The organism is Gemmobacter aquatilis, assembly GCF_900110025.1.
Lineage (GTDB): Bacteria > Pseudomonadota > Alphaproteobacteria > Rhodobacterales > Rhodobacteraceae > Gemmobacter > Gemmobacter aquatilis.
Map to the genome: position 1 here is coordinate 672,659 of NZ_FOCE01000001.1, position 19,833 is coordinate 692,491.

Below are 19,833 nucleotides of genomic sequence, written 5' to 3' on the forward strand. Positions count from 1 at the left end.
TTGTGCCCCAATACCGCAGCCAAACCCGCACGAAAACCCTGCCGTTGCGGGCGGGCGGCAAAAGGCTTAGAGGAAGGGCATGTCGAAAAACCGTTCCTCCTCGGGCGATGGCCCAACACAGCGTCAGCTTCGCGTCGGCGAACTGATCCGCCGCACCCTGTCTGACGTGCTGAACCGGGCCGAAATCCACGACCCGGATCTGAACCGCATGTCGATCACTGTGGGCGAGGTGCGCTGCTCCAACGACCTCAAGGTGGCGACGGTTTACGTCATGCCGCTGATGGGGTCTGTGCCGGTCGAAGAGGCGATTGCCGCGCTGGCCCGCAACAAGTTTGAACTGCGCCGCCATGTCAGCGCGCAACTGACGCTGAAATATGCGCCCGATCTGCGCTTCCGCCCCGACGCGACCTTTGATCAGCTGGACGAGACGCGCCGCCTGTTTTCAGATGAAAAGGTGCGCCGCGATCTGGCGACGCCGGGCGACGATGCTGCCGCCGATGATGGGGACGATGCGTAAGCTTCTGGCAGCGCTGGCCTTTCTGGCCAGCCCCACCTTTGCCGCGCCCTGCAGCCTGACCGAATTTGAAGGCGCCGAATTTACCTTGTGCGAAGTGCGCGCGGGCGAAGACCTGCGCCTGTTCCACAGCGATGCGCAGGGCGGATTGCTGGGCAGCTTCGGCGCGGTGAACGATCTGCTGGCGGCAGAGGGCAAGACGCTGGCCTTCGCCATGAATGCCGGGATGTATCATCCCGACCGCCGCCCCGTCGGCCTGTATGTCGAAAATGGGGTGGAGCGGGCGGGGATCGTCACCGCCGCCTCTGATGGCAATTTCGGGCTGCTGCCGAATGGCGTGTTCTGCATCGGCGATGCCGGTTTCGCCGTGATCGAATCGCGCGCCTTCGCGGCGGCGCCCCCGGCCTGCCGCCATGCCACGCAATCCGGCCCGATGCTGGTGATTGGTGGCAAGCTGCATCCGCGTTTCATTCCGGGGGGCGACAGCCGCTATATCCGCAACGGGGTGGGGGTTTCGGCGGACGGGCAACGCGCGGTCTTTGCGATTTCGGACGATTCGGTGAATTTCGACACGTTCGGGCGGCTTTACCGCGATGTGCTGCAGTTGCCGAATGCGCTGTATCTCGACGGCAAGATCTCGCGGCTTTTTGCGCCCGACCTGCATCGCAGCGATCTGGGGCTGCCGATGGGGCCGATCATCGGGCTTGCAGTGCCCAGACCTTGACCTTGCCCCTCACCTTGACCTTGCCCCTCACCTTGACCTTGGCCCTCGCCGGGTCTAGCAGGCGGGCTTCTTGAACGGGAGACGGGCATGGCGCGCAGCAAAAAAGGCCGGGCGATTTCGGGTTGGGTCGTGATCGACAAACCCGCAGGCATCACCTCCACCGCCGTGGTGAACAAGGTGAAATGGGCCTTTGATGCGCAGAAGGCGGGCCATGCCGGCACGCTCGATCCGGCAGCGACCGGGGTTCTGGCGGTGGCCTTGGGCGAGGCGACGAAGACCGTGCCCTATATCACCGACGCCCTGAAATGCTATCGCTTCGTCGTGCGGCTGGGGCAGGCCACCACGACCGACGATGCCGAGGGCGCGGTGGTCGAAAGTTCCGACCTGCGCCCCGACGATGCGGCGATCGAGGCGGCTCTGGTGGCGTTTCGCGGCGACATCGAACAGATCCCGCCGCAGTTTTCCGCCGTGAAGGTCGATGGCGAACGCGCCTATGATCTGGCCCGCGAGGGGGTGGAGATGGATCTGGTGGCCCGCCCGCTCTGGGTGGAAAGCCTCGATCTGATCGCGCGCCCGGATGCCGATCATGTGGAGCTGGAAATGGTCTGCGGCAAGGGCGGCTATGTCCGCTCCATCGCGCGCGATCTGGGGCGGGCGCTGGGGTGCCTTGGCCATGTGCTCTGGCTGCGCCGGGTCTGGTCCGGTCCGTTCGAGGCGGACAAGGGGATCAGCCTTGAGGTGGTCGAGGCCGGGGCCAAGACCGATGCGCTGGATGTCCATATCCTGCCGCTGGAACTGGGTCTGGCCGATCTGCCGGAACTGCCCGCCACGCCGGAAGGGGCTGCCCGACTGAAGAACGGCAATCCCGGCATGGTGATCGCATCGAGCGTCGAATATGGCGAGGAGGCTTGGGCCTCGTATCAGGGCAAGCCGGTTGCGGTCGGCATCTACAAGGCGGGCGAGTTGCATCCGAGCCGGGTGTTCAACATCTGATCGGGGATGGGGGCGCTGCCCCCGCCGCGCTGCGCGCGCCTCCCCCGGAGTATTTTGGCCAGGATGAAAGGGGCAGTTGGTTGCTCTTTACCTTGGCTTAAATATCCATGCGCGTTCTGCCAAAGGCGCCGCGCCTGAGCCTTAGCGCCCACGCGTCCAGCCACTGCTGCCGCGTTTCAGGCGGACGGCCAGTGACACAGCCGCGTAAACCGCAAAGCCGCAAGGGTCAGCCAGCGCCAGCCGGGCAATCCCGGACAGCCCCAGCCGCGCCTTGCCTTCGCGCGCCGTCAGCCCCGGCCAGTGCTGCTCGATTTCAGCCACGCCGTGATCCTGTCTGCGCCGCACGCGGACCAGCGCTGCAAACCCCTCGATCATCGGCCAGAGATAGGTCGGGGCGACCTGCCGCCGCTCGGACGGCAAGAATTGCAGCCGCACGAAGGTATCGTCGGAGATGATCGCCGGGAAGGCGCCCCAGCGCGCGCGCCCTGCGGCATTGACCGCGAACAGCCCATAACCCGGCGCCACGCTTTGCGCGAAAGGCAGGCGCTGCCAGAAGCGGGCATAGGCCCGGGTCACACGGCTGCGCGGTGGCGGAATGACCGGCGTGCCGCCTGCGTAAAGCGGGGTGTCCGGGGCCAAGGCCGCGACCAGCGCGGCCATCAGCGGCGGGCTGACCACCACATCGGCATCCAGATAAGCGCGCCGGTCCCCTTGCACCACCGCATCGCCGGCGTTCAGCGCACCCGGCTTGCCGCCCTGCGCCAGATCCAGCACCTGCAGGCGCCAGCCCGCCGCCGCCGCCTGCGCCGCAAAACCGCGTGCCACCGCAGCCGTGGCATCGCGGCAGCCATTGGCCACCACCACCGCCTCGGCCCCGCCCGGAACAGGGTCCGAGGCGAAAAGGGCGGTCAGGCAGGCGCCGATATAGCCCGCCTCGTTCGATGCCGGGATGATGACGCTCAGCACCCGGTGCAGCCTTTGGCCAGCACTGCCCAGCGGGGGGTGTCGTCATCCAGATGCCGCAACGCGCCCCAACTGCCCCATTTCGAGGGCGAGGCGACATCGCCGAACGAGTTGAACGGCGCATCGCTCAGCTTGGCCCAGCCTTGCAGCAACTGTTCATAAAGCGCCCCCATTTCCGGCGAGGCGTTCAGCCGGGCATAAAATTCGGTCGCCTGCGCATCATCCACCACAGGCCCATAGCCCACCACATGCGAACCGCCCTCATACATCACCAGTTGCAATCCAGCCTTGCGCGCCACCTCGGCCTGATAGGGCAGCACGCGGGTCAGCAGATCCTGCAGCGTGTCTTCGGCAATGCCGGAATGGCGGCCATCGGCCAGCTCTTCCGCCGCCAGCCGCAGCGCGTAATCCCAAGGGTTCGTGGGGTCGGCCTCGGCCCCTTCGGCCAGCCAGCCCTTGATCATCGGCAGCTTCGCCTCGTCCCCCAGCAGACCTGCGAAATAGCCGGTCACCGCATAGGCATCGAAGACGGTTTTCGGGGCGGGGAGGCCCTCCTTCACCACCAGCGGCGCATTCAGGATCTGATCCTCCAGCCCCAACCAGCCGGTTTGTGTGGCGATCACCCGGACCAGCCGATCCTTGCCCTCGGCGCCAAAGACATCGGCCCAGATACCCGCCACCTCGGCGGCGCGAAGGGCGTAGAACTGCACCCATGTCGCCTCTTGCCCCCAGCGCGCCTGGCCTTGTGCTTCAGCCCAATGCGCCTGTTCAAACTGCCAGTTCCACACCTCGTTGGAATACTCGACATAGGCTTTCAGCCCGGGTTCCAGCAGATCGGCCACGGTTTCCGCGTAAAAGCGCACCAGCGCGTCATCGGCCAGATGCGGCATGTTGAACCAGGCGTCGGCGTCCAGCTCATTGGCCAGCGTCACCATGACCTCGATCGGTACACCGCTGCGGGCCCATGTGTAATCATCCAGCTTCGGGCTGTCTTCAATATGCGTAAGGGTCGCGCCGTTGGTCGCCATCCAGTCCATGAAGCGCAATTGCTTCGCACCGCGGATGCGCGACAGCCAGTCAGGGTTGAAGATCGCGCCTGCATCATGGGCGGCGAGCCTGTCTTGCCGGATCACCTCGATCTTGCGCAGCGGGTCTTGCGGGTCAACGCCGGTGATGGTCAGCACCACGGCCCCTTCTCCCGGCGTGTAATCGAAGGTCAGACCCCCTTCGATCCGGGTGATGTTCCGGGCCCGCCCATCAAGGGCAAGATCGCCTTTTCCCTGCCAGCGGACGACATAGCGCCCGGCAACACCGCCCGCCCCTTCGGCCAGATCGGTCAGAAACAGGGTGGAGATGCCGGTGATGTCGGGCGGAAAAGCCTTCAGCCAACCATCGTCATCCAGCCAGCCGCCCGCCGCCAGCGCCGCGTGATCCATCCCGCCCCATTGCCCCGGCAGATGCCCGACCCAGGGCCGGGCGGTTTTCATCACATCGAGAAAAGGTTGGGCGACCGACCAATCCACAACCGAAGACAGGCCGAGGGCGAGATTGCGGTTGGTAATCCTGTCATGCGGGCGAAGTGTGGCGAACACCGGCGACGTACCGGGTGACGGGGGGGCCGTGGCCTCGGGCGGTGTTTCAACTGTCTGCGCAGGCGGGGCAGGCACGGGGTTTGCGGGTGGGGCGGAGCTTGGGGATGGCACAGGACGGGCAGCCTCGCGGCTGCGCTGCGCCTCGACCGCCTGCCAGGCGATGCGCTGCAGAGCCAGCGCCAGTTCGTCTGAAATCACCGCATCACGGCTTTGCCAGCGCCGGGTCAGCAGGGCGGGCAAGCCTTCGGGGTTTTCGCCGCTCAGGGCCGCAATATGCACCATGGCAACGAGGTATAGCCCCTTGCCGTTGGGGTGGATGTCATCGCGGAACAGAGCGCGGATATCGGGCACGCCGGGCAGATCGCCTGCGGCTGCGGCACGGGCAGCCAGCGCCATCGCCTGCCCTGCCGGGATCAGCCGGACCGGCGCCGTACCTTCGGGGCGCATGGCATCGGCCTGTGCGGCAAGACTTTCCCAGACCGGCAGGTCCGCCGCGATCCGCGCCGCCCACGGCACAGTGGCGCCTGCGTCATCGGCGATCACGGCCCCCGGGGCTGATCGCAGATCATGCCAGGTTTCATACACAAACACCTGGGTCTGCGGGTTTGCCTTCCAGGCCAGCCCGGCCCATTGCGCCACCTGACCGGCGCTGTCGCTCCATTCGACATGATTGGCCAGCGGCAGCGCCTCGGTCAGCACCAGGGCTTCCACCGTTCCCGAGGCAAGGCGGGCCTTGCCGTCCACCCCCTCTGCCTCGGCAGAGTGTTCCCAGTTCCAGCGCAGCGGCGCGCCGTTGATGACCTGCGCTTCGACCACCGCGTCGTCATGGCCCATGATGCGCAGCCCCGTCTCGACCAGCGGGGCGAGATCAGGGCCGACAAGGCTGTGCCCGACCAGCAGAACCTTGGCCACAAGTGCCACAAGCGACATGCAGGAACCCTTTCAACCGCCCATATCGGGGGAAGCATAGCCGCTGACCACCTGCCAGACCACCTCTTGCATCACACGCGCGGCGCGCGGATCGGGGGGCGTGGCCGGGCTGCCATCGGCGCGCAGCAGCACATGGGGCAGGCCTTCCGGGCTGCGCCCGGTCAGCGCCGCGTAATGCACCAGCGCCAGCAGGTAATTGCCCAGATCTCCCGGATGGATCTGATCGGGCGTGCCATCCGGGTTGATCCGGAACAGATCGGCGCGCGCGGTCAGGCCCGGCAGATCCCCCGCCTCGATCCGCGCGACCACCGCCGCCATCACCTGCCCCGCCGGGATCACCTGCATCGCCCCGGCGCCATACCGGGTTTGCGCCGCCTGCAGCAGCGCGCCTTCCCACAGCGAGGACAGATCGCGGGCAATCCGGGTCTCCCACCCCTCGGGGTCGTCCAGCGGGTGCCAGGTCTCGTAAAGGTAGATCCGCACATCGGGACGGGCGGCGCGGGCACGGCGGGCCCAGTCGGCCAGGGCGCGCGGGCTGTCATGGTGGCGGATCGCGTCGCGCAACTCGACCATCTCGGTCAGGATCACCGCGTCATAAGCGCCGGAATCCAGCGCTTCGCCCGCCGGGCGGAAGGCGGGGGTGCCATTTTCCTCGGCAAAGCCCGGCACATCGCCGCGCCAGTGCTGATCGAGCGAGGCGCCCCAGCCGAGTTGCAGGTTGTAGCGATAACCCGGCCCCATCAGCTGCGCCAGCATGGCCGGCATATCGCGGCCCACAAGGCTGTGGCCGAGGTGATAGACCTGCATCGGCGCGTGGGTTTGCGCCTGCGCGGCGGTGGTGAGACTGAGGGCAATCAGCAGGATCAGGGCGAAATGGCGCATCGGTCCTCTGCTTGGCGGTTGGTGGACGGGGGGCTGTCTGCCCCCCGGGGCCTGCGGCCCTCCCCCCGAGGATATTTGGGCCAAGATGAAGTCAGTTTGGGGCAAAGAGCCGATAATACAAGGCGTCCGGCAGGAAATTCGCGGCGCGGAACAGCCATTGGAAGGGAGTGGGGAAGCTGTGCGAAAAGCGGTTGCTGGCCATCAGGCGCAGAATATGGGCGGCGGCGGCCTCCGGCTCCATGATCTGCGGCATCCTGAAGGTATTCTTGCCGGTCAGCCGTGTGCGGATGAAGCCGGGATTGGCCAGTTGCACGCGAATGCCACTGCCGCGCAGATCGGCCTGCAACGATTCCGCCAGCGCCATCACCCCGGCCTTCGACGCGCCATAGCCGATCGCCCCCGGCAGGCCACGGAAGCCGGACAGCGAACCGGTCAGCACCACATGCCCCGACCCGCGCGCCACCATGCCGGGCAGCACAGCGCCCAGCACCCGGGCGCAGCCGGTGAAGTTGATGTCGCACATCGCCTCTACCTGTTCTGCGTTCCAGTCCTGCGCCCGCATCGGCCAGTAGACGCCCGCCAGCCAGACCAGCCCGTCCACCGCCCCCACCTGCGCCGCCGCCGCGCGAACCGCGCCGGCATCGGCCACATCCATCGGCATGGCCTGCGCCCGCCCCGGCAGGCTGCTCACCGCCGCCGCCAACCGATCTGCGTTGCGGGCCGACAGCACCAGATCAGCGCCCGCCGCGCTCATCCCCTGTGCCAGCGCGAGGCCCAGCCCTTCGGACGCACCGACCAGCCAATAGCGCTTGCCCGCCAGATCATGCCGCGCGCCCATCACGCGACCTTCGGGCGCATGGTCGCCACAAGTTCGGCAACCTTGATGCCGAATTTGCGGAACTGGCTGCGGTTCAGAATCGTGCCGTTTTCCATCAGATACATCCAGTCCACCACATCAAGCACATGGCCCCCGGCCTCAGGCGTCAGCCGGATGCGGTAGCGCAGCATCACCGCCGAACCGCTGGCCTGCCCGCGGCCTTGCCCGATCAGATCCGCCGCCGTGGCACGGATTGCGCCGTCATTGCCAAGGCTCAGCCGCCATTCCCGCGCCTGCCGCGCCCCGCTGTCATAGCGGAACGATTCCGTCAGCACGCCCTGATTGCCCTGCCAGCGCCCCTCCATATCCGCGACAAAGCGCGAGACCACGCGGCCCGTCGGCCCATAGATCACACCTTCGCACAGCAGCGGCCCGTTCAGGTGCTGGCGCGGATCGATCTGTGGGCCATCGGCATAATCGCCGGGGCGCTGCGCCGGGAAGGCGAAGAAGCGCTGATGCAGCAGCAGCGCGGCAAGCGCCAGCAGCAGGCCAAGGAACAGGAAGGCAAGTTCAGTCATCGGTCAGCTCCGGCAGATCAAGGCGCAGCAACAGCGCGATGGCGGTGAGTTTCAGCAGGCAGGGCAGCCCGGCATAGGCAAGGGTCAGTGCGGCCAGCGCCTCGGGTGGGTTGGTGGCGCCCGAGGTGAAGCCCCGCGCCTGCAACAGTGGCAACAGCAGGGCGGCGGCAAGGGCCAGCGACAGCTTGCTGACAAAGGACCAGAGCGCAAAGCCCGCCGCTTCACCCTGCCCTTGCCGCTGCATTTCGCGCGCGAACAGGGCGGGCAGCAGCACCAGATCGGCGCCCATCGCCGCCCCCGAGGCCGCACAGATCAGCGCGAAGGCCGCGACATCCCCCGCCCCGAGGCCAAGCGCCCCGACGAAAGCGGCAATCGCCAGACCCATGCCGCACAGAAGCGCGCGTTTGACGCCGATGCGCGTGGCAAGGCGGCTCCACACCGGGGCGGAGCAGGCGGCGCTGAGGAAGAACAGCACCAGCAGCGGGCCTGCGACCTCCGGCGCGGCGAGGCGGCTTTCGACAAAGAACAGGAACAGGGTGGAGGTCACCGCCACGGGGGCGGCATTGACCAGCGCCAGACCCAGCAGGCGCCGGACGGGGGCAGCGCGCAGTAACGGGCCGAAAGCGGCGGGGGTGGCGGCAGTGCCCTGCCATTCGTGGCGCATCAGCACGGTTGCCAGCAGCGCCAGACCGGCAAAGCCACAGGCGAAGGCGGCAAAGGGCGTGGCAACCACCCCACCCAGTGCCAGCGGCGCCACGGCGGCGATGCAGACGCCCAGCAGTGCCCCGGCCTCGCGCCAGCCTGCAAGGCGCAGATGCCCCAGCGGCCCCAGACGCGCGGCGCGGCCCACGCCTTCGGCATAGAACACGATGGTCAGGAAGGACCAGCCGCTGAACAGTGCGGCCAGCATCAGCGCGAACCACGCAAGCGGCGCCACAGGCGGGGCAACGGCAAACAGCCCCAGCATCGCCCCCACCATCAGCGCCACCGCCCCCGCCACCATCGCACCACGCCGGGCACGCGTGCGTTCGGCCAGCCAACCCAGCGCCGGGTCTTGCAGGACATCCACCAGCCGCAACCCGGCCAGCGTGGCCCCCAGCGCCGCAAGGCTCAGCCCATGCGCATCGGCATAGACCTTGGGCGCGTGCAGATAGATCGGCAGCCCTGCCGCCGCCAGCATCGCGGCGAACAGCGAGCAGCGGGCGAGACCCGCGCCGGGGGTGGCAACGGCGATCACCGCGACACCTCGTCCGCCGGGGGCGCCGGACGGGTGCGGAAGCCTGCCCCTTTCACGAACAGCTTCAGCGCCTGCCAGTGGATCAGCGCCAGCACCCGGCGCGAACCGAAGGGGCGGCGCAGGCAGGCGCGCAGGATGCCTGCATTGGTCAGCGCACGGCGTTTGCCGGTCAGGTTGGTATAGATCCCGCCGCTTGCGTTGGAATGATCAATCCAGATACCGATGCGATCCGCCGTGATGTCGAAGCGGAAGCGATACTCCCCCTCCACCGGCTGAAAGGGCGAGACATGAAAGATCTTGCGCGCCACCACCGTATCGGCGCGGGTCAGGGGCGCCAGATCATCGCGGTGGCACAGATAGCAATGACGGTCGCCATAGGTATTGGTGACCTCGGCCACCACCACCTGCAAACCGTCCGCGCCATGGCACAGCCAGAAGCTGACCGGGTTGAACACATGGCCCAGCACGCGCGGTTGCGCCAGCAACTCCACCCGTTGCGGCGCGGGCAGGCCATGGGCGGCCAGCACCTCAGCCAGCCAGAGCGCACCACGCCCCTGCCCCGGCGCGCCGCCGTGATCGGCATCCCACAGCGACAACAGGTTGCGGCGGTTGCGCGAAAACAGGCCCGGCGCCTCGGCGCGATCCATATCCACCAGCACATAATCCACGCCATAGCGAAAGCTGTTCACCACAGCCCCCTTGCGCCCGTGGAAGGTTTGCCCGGCGATATGTTCGACCCGGCTCATTGCGCCGTGATGCGCTGGGTGTCGCGCGCGGCCATTGCCTCGGCCACGTCCACGGCGCTGGCGAAGCCATCTTCGTGGAACCCGTTGCGCATCCATGCGCCGCAGAACCATGTGGACCGCGCGCCGTTCATCGTCCGCACCGCCTGTTGCGCCTGCAGCGCCGCCATGTCGTAAACCGGGTGGCGGAAGGTCGCGCTGTCATAGATGCACTCTTCGCGGATCGGCTGCGTCGCGTTCAGCGTCACGAACATCGGGTCATCCTGCGGGATCGGCTGCAACGAGTTCATCCAGTAGCTGAGCGCGATACGATCCGGCTTCGGCCCCTTCGGTTCGCAATAGACCCAGCTTGACCAGACCTTGCGCCGCTGCGGCATCAGGCTTTCATCGCAATGCAGCACCATCTCGTTCGGTTGATAGCGCACCGCCGCCAGTGCCGCGCGTTCTTCGGGCGAAGGGTCGGCCAGCAGATGCAGCGCATCATCGGAATGGGTGGCAAAAACCACCTCGTCAAACCGCTCCCACACGCCGCCCACGGCGCGCACCTCTGGCGCCGCGCCCCGCCGCACGGCGGCCACCGGGCAGCCCAACCGCAGATGCACGCCCTGCGCTTCCAGCAAGCCCTGCAAGCGGCGCACATATTCGACCGAGCCGCCCTGCACGGTATACCACTGATGCTGTCCTTCCAGACTCATCAGCGCATGATTGCGGAAGAAGGTCACAAGGGCATGGGCCGGAAACTCCAGCACGCCTTCGCAGGGGGTGGACCAGATCGCGCCGGAAAACGGCAGCAGGTAATGGTCGCGGAACCACGGGCCGGTGCCCAACTCGCGCAGAAACTCGCCAATGGTCATGCCCGGATGTTTCAGTGCCGCTTCGGCATTGGCGTTGAAATGCAGGATGTCGCGGATCATCCGCAGGAACCGCGGGTCCGCCGCCCGCCATTTCTGCGCGAACAGCGTGTCCAGACTGGCCAGCGCATATTCCAGCGACCCACCGCCGAACGAGGCGCCAAAGCTCATGGCGCTTTTGACATAAGGCACCTCCAGCCGGTCGAACAGACCGGTCAGATGCGGGTAATTCACCTTGTTGAACACGATGAAGCCGGTATCGACCGGCTGATCGCCGCGCTTGCCCGCCAGCACCGTGCGCGCATGGCCCCCCAGACGCGGCGCCGCCTCGAACAGCGTGACCTCGGCCCCCTCGGCCAGCAGATGGGCTGCGGCCATGCCGGAAATGCCGCCGCCGATCACGGCAATGTGGCGGCGGGGGGCGGGGGGCATTTCGAACGGCATCCGGTCATCCTTTTGGTATTTGTAAGCTCTACGCCGGGGGCGACGATACGGATCACCCCGGCCGCGAGATAGCAGCAGAGATTTTAGACAGCCCCGGTGATCCGCCCTGCCCCGCGCCGCGTAGAAGCTGCATGATGATCAGTCTTGCCCGCGCTCAAATACCGGATGCACGCCCCGCGCGTGCCCCTTATGCTGCGCTGCAAAGCAGGCAATATCGGGCAGTGATGGAACGTCAGGCGGATACGGACGAGGATTGGACGGCATTGTTGCTTGCCGTGCGCGACAGTCAGGATCGGGCGGCCTTTGCCGCGCTGTTCCGGCATTTCGCACCACGGGTGAAGGGCTTCCTGATGAAATCCGGCGCTTCGGCCACGCTGGCCGAAGAATGTGCGCAGGATGTGATGGCCACGCTCTGGCACAAGGCGCATCTGTTCGACCCGGCCCGCGCCAGTGTGGCGACCTGGGTGTTCACCATCGCCCGCAACCGCCGCATCGACGCGCTGCGCCGCGCCCGGCGCGCCGAACCCGAAGACCTGCCCTGGGGCCCGGAACCCGAGCCCGACCAGCAGGAGGCGCTGGAAATGGCGCAGGAAACCGAACGGCTGGGCGAGGCCATCGCCCGCCTGCCCGAGAAACAGCGCGCATTGATCGAACGCGCCTATTTCGGCGAGCTTTCGCACAGCGAAATCGCCGCCGAAACCGGCCTGCCGCTGGGCACGATCAAATCGCGTATCCGTCTGGCGCTGGACCGCCTGCGCCAGCATCTGAGTTGAAGGCCAAGACCATGACCCTGATCCGCCACCATGTTTCTGACGCGCTGCTGATGGCCTATTCCGCTGGCCAACTGCCCGAGGCTTTCAGTCTGGTTCTTGCGACTCATCTGTCGCTGTGTGACGACTGCCGCGCCCGCTTGGGCGCCTTCGATGCCGTGGGCGGCACGATGCTGGGTGATTGCCGGGCCGATCTGGCCGAAGACAGCCTTGCCGCCTGCATGGCCCGCATCGACGCGCAGGCGCCGGAGCGCAAGCGTCCCGCCCCGCGGCGCGGGCTGTTTCCGCAGCCGTTGCAGGATTACATCGGCGGCGATCTGGCGGCGGTGAAATGGCGCCCGCTGGGCATGGGGGTGCGGCAGGCCATCCTGCCCACCGGGCGCGACGCGACGGCGCGGCTGCTGTATATCCCCGCCGGGCAGGCGGTGCCCGACCATGGGCACCGGGGCACCGAACTGACGCTGGTGCTGCAAGGTGCGTTCAGCGACGCGACGGATCGCTTCGGCCCCGGCGATCTGGAAATTGCAGGCGAAGAGCTGGAACATACGCCGGTGGCCGAGCCGGGGGCGGATTGCATCTGTCTGGCCGCGACCGACGCGCCTTTGCGCTTCAACAGTCTGATCCCGCGCCTGTTGCAGCCGATCTTCAGGATCTGACAGGCCGAAGATGCGCCTTTGGATCGACGTTGCAAGTGGGGTATTTAGGCAAAGAAGAAGGCAGGGACTCTGGCGGATTTCGGGCCGGCCCTTATGGTAGGGGCAATGCAGACCGATCTCGCCCCCCAACTTCTGGACTGGTACGACCGCAACCACCGCTCGATGCCCTGGCGCGTTCCGCCCGGCGCACGCGCGGCAGGAGAACGGCCTGATCCCTATCGGGTCTGGCTGTCCGAGGTGATGCTGCAACAAACGACGGTTGCGGCAGTGCGCGAGTATTTCCAACGCTTCACGGCGCGCTGGCCAACGGTGGCCGATCTGGCGGCGGCCGAGGATGCGGCGGTGATGGCCGAATGGGCAGGGCTTGGCTACTACGCACGGGCACGCAATCTGCTGAAATGCGCGCGGGCGGTGGCTGTGGATCATGGCGGGCAGTTTCCGGCCTCGGGCGCGGCATTGCTGGCCTTGCCCGGCATCGGCCCCTATACCGCCGCCGCCGTGGCCTCGATTGCCTTCGACGAACCGGCGGTGGTGGTGGATGGCAATGTGGAACGCGTGATGTCCCGGCTGCATCTGGTGGAAACGCCGCTGCCGCGCGCAAAACCCGAACTGACCGCGCTTGCCGCCGCACTGACCCCGCAACAGCGGCCCGGCGATTATGCGCAGGCGGTGATGGATCTGGGCGCCACGATCTGCACCCCGCGCAGCCCGGCTTGCGGCATCTGCCCGTGGATGGACCCCTGCGCCGCCCGCGCCGCAGGGGTGCAAGCCAGCCTGCCGCGCAAAGAGGCGAAGGCCGCAAAGCCCGTGCGCACGGGGCTTGTGTGGCTCGTCACCCGTCCGGATGGGGCGGTATTGCTGGAGGAACGGCCAGCCAAGGGCCTGTTGGGCGGCATGGCGGGCTTTCCGACCACCGGCTGGGACGGATCGACCCTGCCAGCCCCCTTGCAGGCCGATTGGCAGGAGGTGGGCGAGGTGCGCCATACTTTCACGCATTTTCACCTTGTGCTGACCGTGTTGCGCGGCATCAGTGCGGGCAATCCCACGCGCGGCACCTTTACTCCCCGCGCCGCCTTTTCGCCTGCCGCCCTGCCCACCGTCATGCGCAAGGCCTGGGATCTGGCCGCGACACCGCGCCCCGCTTGAGCCGCCGCGCGCCGCGCCCTAAGCTGCGCCCGAACCGGAGGCCCCGATGCCCAAGACCCGCCTGCGCGATGCCCTGCCCTTCTGGCTGTCTCTCGGCCTGTTGCCGCTGACCTTCCTTGCCGCCACGCGCGGCGGGTGGAGCGTGCTGCTGGTGCCCGCCTATGCCTGGACGCTGATCACGCTGCTGGACCTGCTGCTGGGGCTGAACACCGAAAACCCTGCCACCGATACCGAAGACGACGATCTCTTCTGGTATCGCGCCATCACGCTGATCTGGCTGCCGCTGCAGGCGCTGACCATCTACGGCACGATCTGGTGGGTGACCCATACAGACCATCTGTCGATCCTTGAAATTCTCGGCCTGATGTTCGGACTGGGGGTGGTGTCGGGCACGATCGGCATCGTCTACGCCCATGAACTGCTGCACCAGCGCAATGATGCCGAGCGGTGGCTGGGCGATCTGCTGCTGGCGACCGTGCTGTACAGCCATTTCCGCACCGAACATCTGCTGGTGCATCACCGCCATGTCGGCACCCCGCGCGATGCGGTGACCGCGCGTTATAACGAGGGGTTCCATCGCTTCTTCCTGCGCGTGCTGCGCGAATGCCCGGCCTCGGCCTGGGCAGCGGAACGCGAGAAACTGGCCAAGGTGGGCCGCCCGGTCTGGCACAAGTCGAACCCGTTCTGGCGCTATGCCGGGCTGCAACTGCTGGCCGTGGCGCTGGCCTATGCGGTGGGCGGCGGCTGGGGCATCGTGCTGTTCGCGTTGCAGGCGTTCTGGGCGATCTGGCAGCTGGAACTGACCAATTACATCGAGCATTACGGGCTGGTGCGCCGCAAGCTTGAGGGGGGCAAATACGAACCCGTCCGCCCGCATCATTCGTGGAATGCGCCGCACCGGGCCTCAAACTGGCTGTTGATCAACCTGCAGCGCCATTCCGATCACCACTACAAACCCGACCGCCGCTTCCCCCTGCTGCAAACCTATCCCGAGGACGCGGCGCCCATGCTGCCGATGGGCTATCCGGCGATGGGGGTGCTGGCGATGATCCCGCCGCTGTGGCGGCGACGGATGAACCCGCGCGTGCGGGCGTGGCGGCGGAAATATTACCCGGATGTGACCGACTGGTCGGCGGCCTGAGCCGCAGCCTTACCAGCGCAGCAGCCGCGCCCCGAGCAACGCCCCGGCCAGCGTGACGCCAAGGATGGCCGCGCCATACCAGGTGATGAAGAACAACGGGTTATCCTCGGTGCAATGCAGCGCATAGGCGGTCGCGGCCCCAGCGCTGGAGGCCAGACCAAGCATGGCCCCGGACAGTGCGGGCCGGGTGCTGGCCCCCCGGCGCAGCAAAGCAAGCCCCGCCGCCAGTGGCAGGATCGAGAATAGCACGATAGAGATCAGGCACTTGGCCTGTGTCGAGCCACGGATCGCCGCACCCATCTGATCGGCGGGCGTCTGTGCCCAGGCCCAGCCCAGCAAGGCAAGCGCCGCCCCCGTGGCCAGCCAGAGCGGGGCAAGGCGCAGCCCTGCACGCGCCTCGGGCCGGGCAAGGTTCAGCGCCAACGCGAGGGACGCCACCGACAGCGTGGCCGGGATCAACGATTTCAGCAGCGTCACCGGCGCCAGGAGCGCCGGGCCCAGATCGGGGCGCATCCCCATGCTCCACAGGAACCACAGCACCGGCGGCGCCAGCACCGCCAGAAGCACCGCCACCACCCGCGCCGGCCGGATCGGCGCAGGCGGAGCTTGGGTGGCCAGTCGGGTGATCAGGTCTTCGGTTCTCATCGCTCCGGCCTCTGGCCCAGGGCGGCCAGCCTTTTCATCGCACGGTGGAAGGCCACGCGCACCGCACCTTCCGACATCGACAGCCGGGCGCCCACGGCCCCGGCCTCCTCTCCTTCCAGACTGACCGCGCGCACGATCTCGGCCGAGCGCGCGTCGATCTGCGCCAGCATCCGTTCGGCATCACGCGCCGCCAGCGGCTCCGGCCCGGCCACCGCTTCGAGGATTTCGGTGAAATCCTCGATCGGCAGATGCACCGCAGCGCCCCGGCGACGGAAGGCATCAATCACCTTGTGCCGCGCCACCGCGAACAGCCAGGGGCGCAGAGGGCTGTCGTCGCGCCAGGTGTGGCGCTTTTCATGGATCGCCAGCAGCACCTCTTGCACGATGTCCTCGTGCCGGTCGGGCGGCAGCGCCCGTCCCCGGGCCCGCACGATACCGCGCAACACCGGCGTGATGGCATGCAGAAGGCGGGCGTAAGCACGCCCGTCCCCGGCATTGGCCGCCCGCATCAGCGCCGCCCAGTCTCGTTCGGTATCGGTCATTCTGCCCTGCATTACGCCGCCCGCGCCGGATTGTTACAGGCCGCCCGAAATTTTCTTATGCACGATCACGCCCAAACACCAAAGCGTGAAGGCGGTAACGCCAGCCCCTTTCCCTGCGAATGGCATTCCCGAGAGCCGGTTGGGCTCTTGTTCAACACAGGAATGATCGCGATGACCATGATGACCAAAACCCTTTCGCTGACCGCCACGCTGGCCACTGCCCTGACGCTGGCCGCCGCCGCGGCCCATGCCGAGGGCGAGATGGAAAAGTGCTATGGGGTGGCGATGGCCGGCCAGAACGATTGCGCCGCCGGCCCCGGCACCACCTGCGCTGGCACGGCGAAGATGGATTATCAGGGCAATGCCTGGAAGCTGGTCCCCGCAGGCACCTGCACCACGATGCAGACGCCGCACGGCATGGGCTCGCTGGAACCGATCAAGATGTGATGCGCCTTCGGGATGCGCGCTTGCCTGCGCATCCCGATCTTTCCCCAAGGATCATACCCATGCGCCCCAGCCTGCCCCCCGCCCCCGGCCTTGGCTTCAAGCCAGAGCATTTCGAGACGATCCGCGACCTGCGACCCGATCTTGGGTTCTTCGAGGTCCACGCAGAAAACTACATGGGCGCGGGCGGCCCGGCGCATCGCCAATTGGCCGCGCTGCGCGCCGATTATGCGCTGTCGCTGCATGGGGTGGGCCTGTCGATCGGCGGGGCACGGCTGGACCGCGATCACCTGGCCCGGCTGCGCGCCCTGATCGACCGCTATCACCCCGAAAGCTTTTCCGAACACCTTGCCTGGTCCAGCCATGGCACCGATTACCTGAACGACCTGCTGCCGCTGCCCTATACGCCCGAAACCCTGACCCTCGTCTGCGATCATGTGGACGAGGCGCAAGAGGCGCTGGGGTGCCGGTTGCTGCTGGAAAACCCCTCGACCTACGTTCTGTTCGCCCAATCGACGATCCCCGAGCCGGAGTTTCTGGCCGAAATCGCCCGGCGCACCGGCTGCGGCCTGTTGCTGGATGTGAACAACGTCTTTGTATCCTGCACCAATCACCGGATGGACCCGCGCGCCTATCTGGCCGCCTTTCCGCTGGCGGTGGTGGGCGAGATTCATCTGGGCGGCCATGCCGAAGAGGCGCTGCCCTCCGGCCCGCTGCTGATCGACGCGCATGGCAGCCCGGTCGCCGATCCGGTCTGGGCGCTGTTTGCCGAGGTGATCGCCCGCACCGGCCCGCTGCCCAGCCTGATCGAATGGGACAATGACGTGCCGCCTTTCCGCGATCTGCTGGCCGAGGCCCGGCGCGCCGCCGCCGTCTTGCGGCAAGACCGTGAGGTGCGCCTTGCTTGCGCATCCTGATTTCATCACGGCCTTCCGGCAGGGCCTGTTCAACGGCACCCTGCCCCCGGGGCTGACCGTCCCCGCGCCGGACGAGGCGGAACGCCGCTTTGCCGTCTATCGCAACAACGTGGCCCATTCGCTGGGCCGCGCACTGGCGGCCCGCTTTCCAGTGATCGAGCGGTTGGTCGGCCCGGAATTTTTCGCCGCCATGGCCCGGGTATATCTGGGGGGCGATCTGCCTGCCTCACCCCTGCTGTTCCAATGGGGCGACGGGTTTGCAGGGTTCCTGCAGGGCTTCCCGCCCGTTGCGGGCCTGCCCTATCTGCCCGATGTCGCCCGGCTGGAATTTGCCCGTGGCCGGGCCTGGCACGCCGCCGACCATCCGCCCGCCCCGCCCGAAGCTCTGGCCGCGGCTGCCGCGCAGGCCGATACCGCGCGGCTGGCCCTGCACCCATCGGTGGCGCTGCTGGCATCGGATTTCGCAGTGGTGTCGATCTGGCAGGCGAACCAGCCCGACGCCTTACCTGCGCCCATAGATGCCACCCAAACAGAAACAGCGCTGATCCTGCGCGACCGGCGCGATGCAGTCCGCGTGCTGGCGCTTCCGCCCGGCGATGCCGCCTTTGCCCGCGCGCTGCAGTCAGGCGCCCCGCTGCTGATCGCGGCGGAAAGCGCCGCGCACGCCGCGCCGCGCCATGACCCAGCCCGCCTGCTGCTGTGCCTGATGCAGGCCGGCGCCCTGATCACCCCGGATACCGGAGAGCCAAGATGACCCCGCTTGCCCTGCTGCGCCTGAGCGACACCCTGCTGTCCCGCCTGCCCTGGGATGTGGCGGCGCTGGCGTTGCGCCTGTTCCCCGCGCTGGTCTTTCTCGCATCCGGCCAGACGAAGGTGGACGGTTTCGCCATCGCCGACAGCACCTGGTATCTGTTCGAGCATGACTATGCCCTGCCGCTGATCCCCCCGGCCTGGGCTGCCGTGGCCGCCACCCTTGCCGAGCATGTCTTTCCGGTGCTGCTGATCCTTGGCCTTGCCACCCGCGCCTCGGCGCTGGCGCTGCTGGGGATGACGCTGACCATCCAGATCTTCGTCTATCCCGATGCCTGGGCGACACATGGCCTTTGGGCGGCCTGTTTCCTTGGCCTGATCGCAGGCGGGCCGGGGCGGCTGTCGCTGGACCGGCAACTGCTGCGGCCATGAAAAAGGCCCGGCGGGCGGCGCGCCTGCCGGGCCTGAAACCTGCGCTCTGGGCCGATCAGCCCATACGCTCGGACGCGTAGGAACCGGGCGAGGCCGGGAAGACCACCGTCTTGTTGCCGTTCTGGAACACGCGGTGATGGATATGCGCGTGGATGGCGCGGCTCAGCACCTGTGCCTCCACATCGCGGCCAAGGCTCACATAGTCATCCGGGCTTTGCGCATGGGTGATGCGCACGGTGTCCTGTTCGATGATCGGGCCTTCGTCCAGATCGGCGGTGACATAATGCGCCGTTGCCCCGATCAGCTTCACGCCCCGCTCGTAAGCCTGCTTGTAGGGGTTGGCGCCCTTGAACGACGGCAGGAACGAGTGGTGGATGTTGATGATCCGCCCCGACATCTTTTCGCAGAACGCATCCGACAGAACCTGCATGTAGCGCGCCAGCACCACCAGTTCCGCACCGCTGTCCTCGACAAGGTTCAGCAGGCGCTTTTCGGCTTCGGGCTTGTTTTCCTTCGTCACCTTGATGTGGTGGAAGGGCAGGTCGTGGTTCACCACGACTTTCTGATAGGTCATGTGGTTCGACACCACGCCGACGATCTCGATCGGCAGGCCGCCGATGCGCCAGCGATACAGCAGGTCGTTCAGGCAATGGCCGAAGTTCGACACCATCAGCAACACCTTCATACGGTGCGCACCGTCATGGATCGCCCATTCCATCCCGAAGGGTTCGGCCACCGCCGCAAAACCTGCGCGCAGCTTTTCCAGCGGGGTGCCGGTTTCCGCGCGGAACGAGATCCGGGTGAAGAACTTGCCGGTCAGGTCGTCGTCGAATTGCGAGGCATCCGTGATATTGCATCCTTCCGCCGCCAGATAGGTGGAGATCGCGGCGACGATGCCGCGACGGGAGGTGCATTGCACGGTCAGGACATATGCGTTCATGGTCGGGTTCCGATGTGTCAGCGTGAGGAGAAGAAGGCCTAGTGCTGCATCGAACTGCTAGACATGTCGGGGCTGCACGGCAATCGCCGTTCCGGCACACCAGTGTCGATTTCCGACTCCGGCTCACCGATTGCGACAGATTTCACACAGTCAGAACCGCCGAAAAACCCCTAATCTTTCAA

Annotated in this window: 22 protein-coding genes; 11 read left to right on the forward strand and 11 right to left on the reverse strand. The window is 67.0% G+C overall.

Annotated elements, in window-relative coordinates; genetic code table 11:
• Nucleotides 1–79 precede the first annotated feature (79 nt).
• From rbfA to truB, 3 genes are all read left to right on the forward strand, one after another.
• Nucleotides 80–517, forward strand: coding sequence for a 30S ribosome-binding factor RbfA (rbfA, locus tag BMX43_RS03335; protein ID WP_091296692.1), 438 nt, complete (start codon nt 80–82; stop codon nt 515–517).
• Entirely contained in the window at nt 510–1,238 is a 729-nt protein-coding gene (locus BMX43_RS03340) for a phosphodiester glycosidase family protein (RefSeq protein WP_091297162.1), read from the forward strand. The genes rbfA and BMX43_RS03340 overlap by 8 nt, the downstream gene beginning before the upstream one ends.
• 87 nt (nt 1,239–1,325) lie before the next feature.
• Nucleotides 1,326–2,231: a tRNA pseudouridine(55) synthase TruB gene (gene truB / locus BMX43_RS03345; RefSeq protein ID WP_091296696.1), complete on the forward strand. Its 906-nt coding sequence runs from the start codon at nt 1,326–1,328 to the stop codon at nt 2,229–2,231.
• A 141-nt stretch (nt 2,232–2,372) separates the two neighbouring features.
• Here the strand turns inward: truB and BMX43_RS03350 are convergent, their stop codons facing one another.
• The 8 genes from BMX43_RS03350 to BMX43_RS03385 form a co-directional block, all read right to left on the reverse strand.
• Nucleotides 2,373–3,206, reverse strand: a complete 834-nt coding sequence (locus BMX43_RS03350; protein WP_091296698.1) for a glycosyltransferase family 2 protein — start codon at nt 3,204–3,206, stop codon at nt 2,373–2,375.
• A complete protein-coding gene (locus BMX43_RS03355; protein ID WP_091296701.1) occupies nt 3,191–5,716 on the reverse strand; it encodes a hypothetical protein in 2,526 nt (841 codons plus the stop codon). The genes BMX43_RS03350 and BMX43_RS03355 overlap by 16 nt, the downstream gene beginning before the upstream one ends.
• Before the next feature lie 12 nt (nt 5,717–5,728).
• Complete coding sequence (locus BMX43_RS03360) at nt 5,729–6,598, reverse strand: hypothetical protein (protein WP_091296704.1); 870 nt, start codon at nt 6,596–6,598, stop codon at nt 5,729–5,731.
• 91 nt (nt 6,599–6,689) lie between these two features.
• Nucleotides 6,690–7,436 carry an SDR family NAD(P)-dependent oxidoreductase gene (locus BMX43_RS03365; RefSeq protein WP_091296708.1) on the reverse strand — a complete coding sequence of 249 codons (747 nt, stop codon included), beginning with the start codon at nt 7,434–7,436 and terminating at the stop codon, nt 6,690–6,692.
• The gene (locus BMX43_RS03370) at nt 7,436–7,993 is read right to left on the reverse strand and encodes a DUF3833 domain-containing protein (RefSeq protein WP_091296711.1); all 558 of its coding nucleotides are present in this window, start codon (nt 7,991–7,993) and stop codon (nt 7,436–7,438) included. Before BMX43_RS03370 ends, BMX43_RS03365 begins: the two co-directional genes overlap by 1 nt.
• Nucleotides 7,986–9,173: an MFS transporter gene (locus BMX43_RS03375; protein WP_091297166.1), complete on the reverse strand. Its 1,188-nt coding sequence runs from the start codon at nt 9,171–9,173 to the stop codon at nt 7,986–7,988. Before BMX43_RS03375 ends, BMX43_RS03370 begins: the two co-directional genes overlap by 8 nt.
• A 53-nt stretch (nt 9,174–9,226) precedes the next feature.
• Nucleotides 9,227–9,976: a DUF1365 domain-containing protein gene (locus BMX43_RS03380; protein ID WP_091296714.1), complete on the reverse strand. Its 750-nt coding sequence runs from the start codon at nt 9,974–9,976 to the stop codon at nt 9,227–9,229.
• A complete protein-coding gene (locus BMX43_RS03385) occupies nt 9,973–11,268 on the reverse strand; it encodes an NAD(P)/FAD-dependent oxidoreductase (RefSeq protein WP_091296718.1) in 1,296 nt (431 codons plus the stop codon). The genes BMX43_RS03380 and BMX43_RS03385 overlap by 4 nt, the downstream gene beginning before the upstream one ends.
• A gap of 224 nt (nt 11,269–11,492) precedes the next feature.
• On the opposite strand from BMX43_RS03385, the gene BMX43_RS03390 reads away from it, so the two are divergent.
• From BMX43_RS03390 to BMX43_RS03405, 4 genes are all read left to right on the forward strand, one after another.
• Nucleotides 11,493–12,041: a sigma-70 family RNA polymerase sigma factor gene (locus tag BMX43_RS03390; protein ID WP_091296721.1), complete on the forward strand. Its 549-nt coding sequence runs from the start codon at nt 11,493–11,495 to the stop codon at nt 12,039–12,041.
• Between the two features lie 11 nt (nt 12,042–12,052).
• On the forward strand, nt 12,053–12,694 hold the full coding sequence (locus tag BMX43_RS03395) for a ChrR family anti-sigma-E factor (protein ID WP_091297169.1): 642 nt from the start codon (nt 12,053–12,055) through the stop codon (nt 12,692–12,694).
• Between the two features lie 105 nt (nt 12,695–12,799).
• Entirely contained in the window at nt 12,800–13,840 is a 1,041-nt protein-coding gene (gene mutY / locus BMX43_RS03400; RefSeq protein WP_245749357.1) for an A/G-specific adenine glycosylase, read from the forward strand.
• A gap of 46 nt (nt 13,841–13,886) precedes the next feature.
• On the forward strand, nt 13,887–14,981 hold the full coding sequence (locus BMX43_RS03405) for an alkane 1-monooxygenase (RefSeq protein ID WP_091296728.1): 1,095 nt from the start codon (nt 13,887–13,889) through the stop codon (nt 14,979–14,981).
• Between the two features lie 9 nt (nt 14,982–14,990).
• Here the strand turns inward: BMX43_RS03405 and BMX43_RS03410 are convergent, their stop codons facing one another.
• Together BMX43_RS03410 and BMX43_RS03415 are read right to left on the reverse strand one after the other, a co-directional pair.
• Complete coding sequence (locus BMX43_RS03410; protein ID WP_091296731.1) at nt 14,991–15,626, reverse strand: NrsF family protein; 636 nt, start codon at nt 15,624–15,626, stop codon at nt 14,991–14,993.
• On the reverse strand, nt 15,623–16,168 hold the full coding sequence (locus tag BMX43_RS03415) for a sigma-70 family RNA polymerase sigma factor (RefSeq protein ID WP_091296734.1): 546 nt from the start codon (nt 16,166–16,168) through the stop codon (nt 15,623–15,625). Before BMX43_RS03415 ends, BMX43_RS03410 begins: the two co-directional genes overlap by 4 nt.
• Nucleotides 16,169–16,339: 171 nt before the next feature.
• Between BMX43_RS03415 and BMX43_RS03420 the strand changes: the two genes are divergently transcribed.
• The 4 genes from BMX43_RS03420 to BMX43_RS03435 are packed head-to-tail and all read left to right on the forward strand — an operon-like array spanning nt 16,340 to nt 18,711.
• A complete protein-coding gene (locus BMX43_RS03420) occupies nt 16,340–16,615 on the forward strand; it encodes a BufA1 family periplasmic bufferin-type metallophore (protein WP_217643924.1) in 276 nt (91 codons plus the stop codon).
• A gap of 59 nt (nt 16,616–16,674) precedes the next feature.
• On the forward strand, nt 16,675–17,529 hold the full coding sequence (gene bufB / locus BMX43_RS03425) for an MNIO family bufferin maturase (RefSeq protein WP_091296736.1): 855 nt from the start codon (nt 16,675–16,677) through the stop codon (nt 17,527–17,529).
• Entirely contained in the window at nt 17,513–18,283 is a 771-nt protein-coding gene (locus BMX43_RS03430) for an HvfC/BufC N-terminal domain-containing protein (protein WP_245749358.1), read from the forward strand. The genes bufB and BMX43_RS03430 overlap by 17 nt, the downstream gene beginning before the upstream one ends.
• Entirely contained in the window at nt 18,280–18,711 is a 432-nt protein-coding gene (locus tag BMX43_RS03435; protein WP_091296742.1) for a DoxX family protein, read from the forward strand. Before BMX43_RS03430 ends, BMX43_RS03435 begins: the two co-directional genes overlap by 4 nt.
• A 55-nt stretch (nt 18,712–18,766) precedes the next feature.
• Here BMX43_RS03435 and purU read toward each other — a convergent pair whose 3' ends face one another.
• Complete coding sequence (purU, locus tag BMX43_RS03440; RefSeq protein ID WP_091296747.1) at nt 18,767–19,651, reverse strand: formyltetrahydrofolate deformylase; 885 nt, start codon at nt 19,649–19,651, stop codon at nt 18,767–18,769.
• Nucleotides 19,652–19,833 lie beyond the last annotated feature (182 nt).

Excerpts from the sequence above, each read along its gene's own strand:
- rbfA (WP_091296692.1), top strand. The coding sequence starts at position 80 with ATGTCGAAAAACCGTTCCTCCTCGGGCGATGGCCCAACACAGCGTCAG.
- BMX43_RS03340 (WP_091297162.1), top strand. The coding sequence starts at position 510 with ATGCGTAAGCTTCTGGCAGCGCTGGCCTTTCTGGCCAGCCCCACCTTT.
- truB (WP_091296696.1), top strand. The coding sequence starts at position 1,326 with ATGGCGCGCAGCAAAAAAGGCCGGGCGATTTCGGGTTGGGTCGTGATC.
- BMX43_RS03355 (WP_091296701.1), bottom strand. The coding sequence starts at position 5,716 with ATGTCGCTTGTGGCACTTGTGGCCAAGGTTCTGCTGGTCGGGCACAGC.
- BMX43_RS03360 (WP_091296704.1), bottom strand. The coding sequence starts at position 6,598 with ATGCGCCATTTCGCCCTGATCCTGCTGATTGCCCTCAGTCTCACCACC.
- BMX43_RS03365 (WP_091296708.1), bottom strand. The coding sequence starts at position 7,436 with ATGGGCGCGCGGCATGATCTGGCGGGCAAGCGCTATTGGCTGGTCGGT.
- BMX43_RS03370 (WP_091296711.1), bottom strand. The coding sequence starts at position 7,993 with ATGACTGAACTTGCCTTCCTGTTCCTTGGCCTGCTGCTGGCGCTTGCC.
- BMX43_RS03375 (WP_091297166.1), bottom strand. The coding sequence starts at position 9,173 with ATGCTGGCGGCGGCAGGGCTGCCGATCTATCTGCACGCGCCCAAGGTC.
- BMX43_RS03380 (WP_091296714.1), bottom strand. The coding sequence starts at position 9,976 with ATGAGCCGGGTCGAACATATCGCCGGGCAAACCTTCCACGGGCGCAAG.
- BMX43_RS03385 (WP_091296718.1), bottom strand. The coding sequence starts at position 11,268 with ATGCCGTTCGAAATGCCCCCCGCCCCCCGCCGCCACATTGCCGTGATC.
- BMX43_RS03390 (WP_091296721.1), top strand. The coding sequence starts at position 11,493 with ATGGAACGTCAGGCGGATACGGACGAGGATTGGACGGCATTGTTGCTT.
- BMX43_RS03395 (WP_091297169.1), top strand. The coding sequence starts at position 12,053 with ATGACCCTGATCCGCCACCATGTTTCTGACGCGCTGCTGATGGCCTAT.
- mutY (WP_245749357.1), top strand. The coding sequence starts at position 12,800 with ATGCAGACCGATCTCGCCCCCCAACTTCTGGACTGGTACGACCGCAAC.
- BMX43_RS03405 (WP_091296728.1), top strand. The coding sequence starts at position 13,887 with ATGCCCAAGACCCGCCTGCGCGATGCCCTGCCCTTCTGGCTGTCTCTC.
- BMX43_RS03410 (WP_091296731.1), bottom strand. The coding sequence starts at position 15,626 with ATGAGAACCGAAGACCTGATCACCCGACTGGCCACCCAAGCTCCGCCT.
- BMX43_RS03415 (WP_091296734.1), bottom strand. The coding sequence starts at position 16,168 with ATGACCGATACCGAACGAGACTGGGCGGCGCTGATGCGGGCGGCCAAT.
- BMX43_RS03420 (WP_217643924.1), top strand. The coding sequence starts at position 16,340 with ATGACCATGATGACCAAAACCCTTTCGCTGACCGCCACGCTGGCCACT.
- bufB (WP_091296736.1), top strand. The coding sequence starts at position 16,675 with ATGCGCCCCAGCCTGCCCCCCGCCCCCGGCCTTGGCTTCAAGCCAGAG.
- BMX43_RS03435 (WP_091296742.1), top strand. The coding sequence starts at position 18,280 with ATGACCCCGCTTGCCCTGCTGCGCCTGAGCGACACCCTGCTGTCCCGC.
- purU (WP_091296747.1), bottom strand. The coding sequence starts at position 19,651 with ATGAACGCATATGTCCTGACCGTGCAATGCACCTCCCGTCGCGGCATC.